Origin of the sequence: [Phormidium] sp. LEGE 05292, assembly GCF_015207735.1 — a bacterium.
Classification (GTDB): Bacteria; Cyanobacteriota; Cyanobacteriia; order Cyanobacteriales; family Aerosakkonemataceae; genus Floridanema.
Map to the genome: position 1 here is coordinate 84339 of NZ_JADEWG010000008.1, position 8339 is coordinate 92677.

The following is an 8339-nucleotide window of genomic DNA, read 5'->3' on the forward strand; positions in this document are numbered from 1 at the left end:
GCCGTTTAATGCCGCAGCATCTTTTTTAAGCACTCCGTTGTAATCGTCGTTCAAGTTTAGAACCTCCCCATGTTAAAAGCATTACCAAAACGTAATAAATTAAGCCAGCAACTAACAGTGGTTCAAAATAGATATATTTTTCTGCCCCTACAATTTGAGCGCGACGTAGCACATCCACCACACCAATTGTTGATACCAATGATGAATCTTTTAAAAGAGCAATACTTTCATTTACCAAGGAAGGTAAAATATTTTTCACTGCCTGCGGTAGGATAATATCTTTCATCATTGGTTGATAAGGCACTCCTAAAGATAAAGCCGCTTCTCTTTGCCCTTTATCAACTGCGAGAATCCCTCCCCTAATTGTCTCAGAAATATATGCACCTGAGTTGAGAGTGAAGGTAATTACACCTGCCAACAATGCTGGAATATCATAACCAGTTAATTGAGGCGTTGCGTAATATACTAATGCAATTTGCAATAGTAACGGTGTACCTCTGAATACAGAAGTATAAACCTTCGCAAATATATTCAAAGGTTTGATGGTTGAAATTTTAAACAATGCCAGAACAATGCCCCAGAGAAATCCGAAGAATGAGGAAATTAGGGTAAATTGTAATGTTACAATTATGCCTTGAGCAATGAAAGGAATGCTACCCCAAGCTGTTTCAAAGCTTGATGGTTTTTTCTGTTCTTCAGCTGCTTGATTTCCGCCTTGGTTTTCAAACCATTTTTTGACTAGTGCATCCATTTCTCCATTTTGTTTCATTTGCTGGAGAACTTTGTTAAACGGTTGCACTAATGGTGAACCTTTGGGAAATGCGATCGCAGATCCAGCTTCTTCCGAACTATTAGGAATAGTCGTAAATTCCAAGTCAGGATTATTAGCAATAAATCCCTTAGCAATGGCATCTTCAATAATTGCCGCACTGATGCGATTAGATTTAATTTCTTGAATTAAATCGCCTGTTTTATTCAAAGCAACTATCTTTGCACCTTTGATTTTTTCTTTGGCAAATTTCTCTTGTGTCGATCCCAATTGCACACCGACTTTTTTACCAGCTAAAGACGCAATTGTTGTCAGATTCGAGCCTTTTTTAGAAACGATCGTGTTTTTTGCTTCGTAGTAAATATCAGAAAAATCAACATTTTTTAGGCGTTCGGGAGTGGGAGTCATCCCCGCCATTGCAAAGTTTGCTCTTCCTGATTGTAAAGCTGGAATAATCCCACTAAAATCTGTATCTTTAATTTCCAGTTCGTAACCTAATTCTCTGGTAATGTATTTCGCAATATCAACATCAAAACCAATAATGTCATTGCCACTACCCGTTTTTCTAAACTCATAAGGTGGGTAGTCAGCGGAAGTCACCATTATTAATTTTCGCCCTGTATTTTGGGTGTTTTGGGCGATTGGGGTATTGCTAGGAGTTGCAGCATTAGCGGCATTATTATTAGCTTGATAACTGCTAACTTTTGCACCATCACTACCAAACCATTTTGTTATCAATTTTTGTAATTCTCCGTTTTGTTTCATTTCTTGGAGAACTTGATTAAAAGAGTTAACTAATGGTGAATTTTTGGGAAATGCGATCGCCGATCCAACTTCTTCTGAAGTAGTAGGAATTGGTTCATAAGTTAATTCGGGATTATTAGCAACATAACCCTTAGCAACTGTGTCTTCTAAAATTGCTGCATCTAAGCGTTTTGACTTTAATTCCTGAATGATACTTCCCGGTCTATTTAATGCTACTACTTGGACATCTTTTAGGGATTTAGCAGTTTTTTCTTGTGTCGTTCCTAATTCAACTCCTACTTTTTTTCCGGCTAAATCTGCGGTATTTTTCAGGTTACTAGTTTTCTGAGAAACTATGGTATTTTTGGCTTCATAGTAAAGGTCAGAAAATGCTACATTTTTCTTTCTTTCCGCAGTGGGAGTCATTCCCGACATGGCAAAATCTGCCCTTCCTGACTGCAAAGCGGGAATAATTCCACTAAAATCTGTGTCCCTAATTTCCAGTTTGTAACCTAATTTTTTAGTAATATATTTGGCAATGTCGATGTCAAAACCAACTATTTCACTGTTTCCGCTATCTGTTTGACGAAACTGGTAAGGTGGATAGTCAGCTGATGTCACCATGACTAATTTTTTATCAGCATTGTCTTGTGCTGTTACATACTCAGTCTTCAAGTTTCCGACTATCAGAGATATGACTAATGTGGCAATAAATAAAATTGCCATTAACCACTTTTTTCTAAACATCGTTGATGAACTTCCTAGTTATTTATTCCTAAAAAAAGCCAATTTTGCAATTCCCGATTTTATTGGAATTAATGATATATGGCTTATTATCTGATTGATTGTATTTGTAGTTACATAATTTTTGCAAAAATCTATCTTTGGGTAGATACCTGTTGATTGTAACTAAAATACAAAAGAAGTCCTAATTACGCCGACTATCGCATCAGGATTTCGTGCGTCGTGGTTAGGTGCGGTTAGCCAGAAAAAGCCGGGAGTGATGGAGATATAATCATTGAGTTGAATGCGGTAAAATGCTTCAATGTGGAATCCGGTGTTGCGATCGCTTCTTTCCCCATCTGGTAAACCAATTGCTGCTGCTAAAGCCGCATTACTAGTACTAATCAATTTCGGCTGCATTCCAAACACAAAACCGCCATAATTTCCCTTTTTAAGTAAGTCTGGAAAAGCAAAAGTTGCTGCATAATTCAAAACTTCTGCATCACCTTTTATCCCCAAAGCACGCGCCGCTGTATAACCTACCCAACCGCCTAATTCAAAGTTAGGACTGAAACGATAATTAGCTTGAAAACCGTAATTATTACCAACAACTGGCCCAGCACCAATTACTTTTGCGGCATTACTTCCTGCTAAAGTATCAACACCAAATTCGCGAGAATAAGAATTGAGATAAAGTAAGCCAAACTTTAACCTTTCTCCACTATAAACTAACTGCGCGAAAGCACTGTAACCACCATTGAAAAACCCTAGACTCGGTTGATTAGCATTTCCCCCTTCTCCAAGATAAGCAAAGTCTAAACTTAATCCTTTAGTTATTAAAAAGTTAGCCCCAATCCCCGCCTGATTTCCTATAGGGAAGTAAACTGGATTAACCTGACCAAAATTGCTCAAAGCACCAGTAGCAGTCTCAATGAAAGGACTAATTGGATCGGTGATAAAACTAGGGTCTATACTAGCAGCATCTAGATAAAATGTCAGCCTATCTCCTACGGGAAAGCGATACTGCAATTGATTAATTGTTACCTGACTATTTTCGGTTACACTACTAGGAGTAAAGCGAGTTTCACCTGTTAGTCCGGCTGTACCTAGCCCAAAATTTCCGCCATAAGTCGCCCCGGTATCAATCAATCTTAAATTAGTCGCTTGCAACCGAGTTCTTAAGCGATCTTTTCCAGTGAAACTAGTATTAAAATCAATTCTTGTCCGATAACCTAATGTAGCTTGATTGACATCGCCAGCCCTTTCTCCAAAAGCATCAGAAAGGTAAGCAATCACTTCGACACCCAGTTTAGTAGTTGTGGAAAATTGCTGGGATTCTACTTTATTTACTCTGGCTTCTAAAGCGTTTACACTACCGCGCAAATTAGCTAATTCCACGGCAAATTCTTCTTGCAATCTTCGCAATTTATCTAAATCTTCTTTACTAACTCCTTGAGGTAAAGCGGCGATTAATTCTTGAATTCTATCCAAACAGCTATTCAACCCTGCGGCGAATTCATAGCGGGTCATTGCACGATTTCCGCGATAAGTTTGGTCTGGATATCCTTCAATACAACCGTATCTTTCAACTAAAGATTGTAATGCCTGAAAAGCCCAATCTGTAGGTTGCACATCTCGCAGTTGAGAAACAGAAGTTACCTGTTCTGAACTATTAGAATCTTCTGTTGTTTCTGAAGCAGAATTTAATGATTCTGCATATTCAACAATTTGTTGCAACGAATTAGTGTTTTCGCTAATTTCCGCTGCTTGAGTCAGGCTAGAAATTAGCCAACCATTAACTATAACTGCAATACTCAATGGTAGTGCGTTTCCTAAAAGTTTATTCATGCTTATCCTCACACCAAAAAATTCTGAGTCACATTAACTCAGCATCCAAAACTTGAATTAAATCTAATTGTAGAGTAATATTTCTATTCAAATGTTGGAAATGATACAACTATTAATGCAAATCGCTAGTTATAAGTTTAAGTGTTTTCTATCCCCCTAAATCTCCCTTAATAAGGAGGACTTTGAATCTGGTTTCCCCCATGATGTTAATAGCGTAGCTTCCTTTGGTTCCCCCCTTATTAAGGGGGGCGGAGGGGGGATCGAATTAACAATATTTTTAACTACAACTTACGTGATTATTTTCCCAGATAAGCTTCTAAAACTTGGGAATTGTTTTGAATTTCTTCAGGAGTACCAACAGCGAGGTTACGTCCTTCAGCTAATACCCAAACCCGATCGCACAAAGACATGATCACATCCATGTTATGCTCAATAATTAAAAAGGTCATACCTTCGCGATTCCAGGTTAAAATACGATCGCAAATCTGATTAATTAAAGTTGGATTTACTCCCGCCGCTGGTTCATCTAATAAAATTAATTTGGGTTGCGACATTAACGCCCTTCCCATTTCTAAAAGCTTGCGTTGTCCCCCTGATAAAGAACCAGCATAATCATTCGCTTTATGGGCTAATCCTACTGATTCTAAAATAGCGATCGCCCTTTCGCGCAAATCTTTTTCCTCTTGCTTCACTTCATGGGCACGAAACCACACATTCCAGAACTTTTCTCCCGTTTGCTTTTGCGCCGCTAACAGCATATTTTCCATCACAGAAAGCCGAGAAAGTACCCGCGCTACCTGAAAAGTGCGAATCATTCCCATTTGAGCAATTTGATGAGGTGCTAAACTTTCTACAGGTTCCCCATCAAAAATTACCCGCCCCGAATCTGGGCGAATAAAATTAGAAATTAAATTAAATAAAGTTGTTTTTCCGGCACCATTTGGCCCGATTAATCCAGTAATACTACCTTGACTCACTTCCAAAGTAGCATTATCCACCGCTTTTAACCCACCAAAACTCTTATTTACACCATTAGCTGATAACAAAAGGTTATCACTAGGTTGAGGTCGTGATGGTGCATCTTCTACCTGTTTAAGAATCTCATCTAAATCAGTTTGTGGTTCATTTAAAGGCACATCTGATAGTGAATCTGATGGATTATTTACCAAGCGTTAATTCCTCCTTTTTCCCTAAAATCCCTTGCGGTCTGACCATCATTAAAATAATTAATAATAAACCAATTACCATAATCCGAAAAGCGCCCAAACGCGCATCATCAAAAGGTAATAATCCCGGTAATACGAAGCGCGTTCCTTCAAAATATGCCCAAAAAATTATCGTTCCTAATAAAGTTCCGTAATTGTTACCTGCGCCACCTAAAATGATAATTGTCCAAGCATCAAAAGTGATTTGGGGTTGAAAGTTATCCGGGTAAACTGTTGCTAATTGCCAAGCATAAAAAGCCCCAGCAAATCCAGCGATCGCACCACCCAACATCAACGATTGTAACTTGTACCAAAACACATTTTTCCCCAAAGCTTTTGGTACTTGTTCATCTTCCCGAATCGCCTTTAAAACTCTTCCCCAAGGCGCTTTTACTAATCTTTCCAATGCCCAAAATACAACAGTTAAAACTAACAGTAACACTACCATTAACCCAGTTTTGTAAGTAAAACTATTAGCATCAAGTAAAGATAGTAAACCCACAAGATAAACAATTAATCCTAAAACACCTCCAATAATTCCCATAATTAAAGATGCAATAGGGGTAGATTGACTCATCTTTCCCTGTTGCAATTTCTTTCTCATCCACCGCCATAATTGCCAGCCACCTATTCCCGCAATTCCTGTGAGTACAGCAATCAAAAAAAACTGTAAAAGCGGATTCAGGGTAACATTACTAAATGGTAAAGGAAAACCTTGTAAACCAAACACGCCCGATCGCCATTGACCATTCCCTACAGGCAATTCTTGGTTATTCACAATTAAGCGAATCATTTCCGATAAACCAATAGTCACAATTGCCAGATAATCTTCTCGCAATCGCAACGTTGATATCCCCACCAACAAACCCAACAACGCAGCTAAAGCCGCACCAATTAAAGCAGCTATAAATAATGGAACTCCCTGTAAACTTAATAATACAGTCGTGTAAGCTCCCACAGCCATGAAAGCCACATGACCAAAGTTAATTAAACCAGTAAAACCCCACTGTAAATTTAGTCCTAAGCCGAATAGGGCATAAACTGATATAAAAATGATTAGGGAAACTAAATAACCTAGAGGCAGAATCATTGGCAGTAGCAAATAAAAAACCAGTATCTACTTTGTTAAGGCATTTTACCTTATATAGCAGTATTATTTAAATTGTGAGAGGTAGATTTTTAATATTCGGGTTTTGCCAAGACTGGACAAGTCAAAGCAATCTGAAATGATTTGGAAAAAATTCTGCGGCCTGTTACCTGTTCATTAAATGATTGTAAGATTTGCCCAAATTATATATCTAATCTTTCTATCTCCTTTAAACTGTTGGAAGAAAAAGATACTGTTAAACTTTTAGGATGAAAATTGCTATGGATGCAGCGGCACTCTGGCAACGTTACCAAGACTGGCTTTACTATCACGAAGGACTGGGATTTTACTTAGATATCAGTCGTGTGGGATTTGATGACAAGTTTTTACAAACGTTGCAACCAAAATTGGACAAAGCATTTAAAGACCTAGCTGCATTAGAGAATGGTGCGATCGCCAACCCCGACGAAAACCGCATGGTTGGTCACTATTGGCTACGCGATCCAGACAGAGCACCCAGCCCCGAACTCAAACAAGGAATCATCGATACTTTAGAGAAAATCGAAACATTTGTCCAGAAAGTCCACAGCGGAGAAATTCATCCCCCCAACGCCCCAAAATTTACCGACCTTCTCTCCATCGGCATTGGCGGATCGGCTTTAGGCCCAGAATTTGTTGCCGAAGCCCTAGCCCCCGACTCTCCCCCATTAGCAATTCATTTTATCGACAATAGCGATCCAGCGGGGATCGATCGCATCCTCACCAAACTGAAAGACAAACTCGCCACCACCTTAGTATTAGTCATCTCCAAATCAGGAGGCACACCCGAACCCCGAAACGGCATGATCGAAGTGCAACACGCCTTCGCCGCCCAAGGATTAGACTTTGCCAAACAAGCGATCGCCACCACAGGAGTCGGCAGCAACCTCGACAAAACCGCCCATTCCCAAGGTTGGATCGCCACCTTCCCAATGGAAGACTGGGTAGGCGGACGCACCTCCGAAATGTCATCAGTCGGCTTACTCCCCGCAGCATTACAAGGCATTGACATTCGCGCCATGTTAGCAGGTGCCAAACAAATGGATGCCGCCACCCGCATCCCCGACTTAAAAAGTAACCCAGCCGCCTTACTTGCCCTTTCCTGGTACTACATTGGCAACGGTAAAGGCGAAAAAGACATGGTAATTCTGCCCTACAAAGACAGCTTGCTACTGTTTAGCCGTTACCTGCAACAGTTAGTTATGGAATCTTTAGGCAAAGAAAAAGACCTCGACGGCAACACAGTCTATCAAGGCATAGCCGTTTATGGTAACAAAGGCTCAACCGATCAACACGCCTACGTCCAACAACTACGCGAAGGAGTCCCCAATTTCTTCGCCACCTTCATTGAAGTCTTAAAAGACCGCGAAGGCAAATCCCCCGAAATAGATCCCGGAGTAACTTCAGGTGATTATCTTTCCGGTTTCTTACAAGGAACACGCAAAGCACTTTACGAAAATCACCGTCAATCAATCACCGTCACCATTCCCCAAGTCAATCCTTACACAGTCGGCGCACTAATCGCCCTTTACGAACGCGCCGTCACCATCTACGGTTTCCTAGTTAACGTTAACGCCTACCACCAACCCGGAGTCGAAGCCGGGAAAAAAGCCGCTGCGGAAATTTTGGATCTGCAAACCAAAGTAGTTCAGTTAATTCAGCAAGAAGGCAAACCCATGTATTTAAGCCAAATTGCCGAAAAATTAGGCGCAACTGAAGATACAGAGGCAATTTACAAAATTGTCCGTCATTTAGCAGCTAACGATCGCGGCATCGCCCTACACGGCAACTTAGGCAAACCCAGCACTTTAACCGTTTCCACCACTTAGGAGACAAGGGGACAAGGAGATGGGGAGATGGGAGGATGGGGAGACAAGGGGACAAGGGGACAAGGAGAATTAAATTTTACCTTTCCCCCCTGCCC

The 8339-nt window shown here is 40.4% G+C and carries 5 protein-coding genes; 1 reads left to right on the forward strand and 4 read right to left on the reverse strand.

The genetic code is table 11. From position 1 onward, the window contains the following. Positions 1-25 precede the first annotated feature (25 nt). The 4 genes from IQ264_RS32705 to IQ264_RS04420 all read right to left on the reverse strand — a co-directional run bounded on the left by IQ264_RS32705 (position 26) and on the right by IQ264_RS04420 (position 6379). Complete coding sequence (locus IQ264_RS32705; RefSeq protein WP_228061280.1) at positions 26-2260, reverse strand: ABC transporter substrate-binding protein/permease; 2235 nt, start codon at positions 2258-2260, stop codon at positions 26-28. Between the two features lie 162 nt (positions 2261-2422). Beyond that, positions 2423-4084, reverse strand: a complete 1662-nt coding sequence (locus tag IQ264_RS04410) for an iron uptake porin (protein ID WP_193978984.1) — start codon at positions 4082-4084, stop codon at positions 2423-2425. A 296-nt stretch (positions 4085-4380) separates the two neighbouring features. After that, the gene (locus tag IQ264_RS04415) at positions 4381-5253 is read right to left on the reverse strand and encodes an ABC transporter ATP-binding protein (RefSeq protein WP_228061281.1); all 873 of its coding nucleotides are present in this window, start codon (positions 5251-5253) and stop codon (positions 4381-4383) included. After that, the gene (locus IQ264_RS04420) at positions 5243-6379 is read right to left on the reverse strand and encodes a branched-chain amino acid ABC transporter permease (RefSeq protein ID WP_193978986.1); all 1137 of its coding nucleotides are present in this window, start codon (positions 6377-6379) and stop codon (positions 5243-5245) included. Before IQ264_RS04420 ends, IQ264_RS04415 begins: the two co-directional genes overlap by 11 nt. A gap of 278 nt (positions 6380-6657) precedes the next feature. Between IQ264_RS04420 and IQ264_RS04425 the strand changes: the two genes are divergently transcribed. Next, complete coding sequence (locus IQ264_RS04425) at positions 6658-8244, forward strand: glucose-6-phosphate isomerase (protein ID WP_193979009.1); 1587 nt, start codon at positions 6658-6660, stop codon at positions 8242-8244. Positions 8245-8339 lie beyond the last annotated feature (95 nt).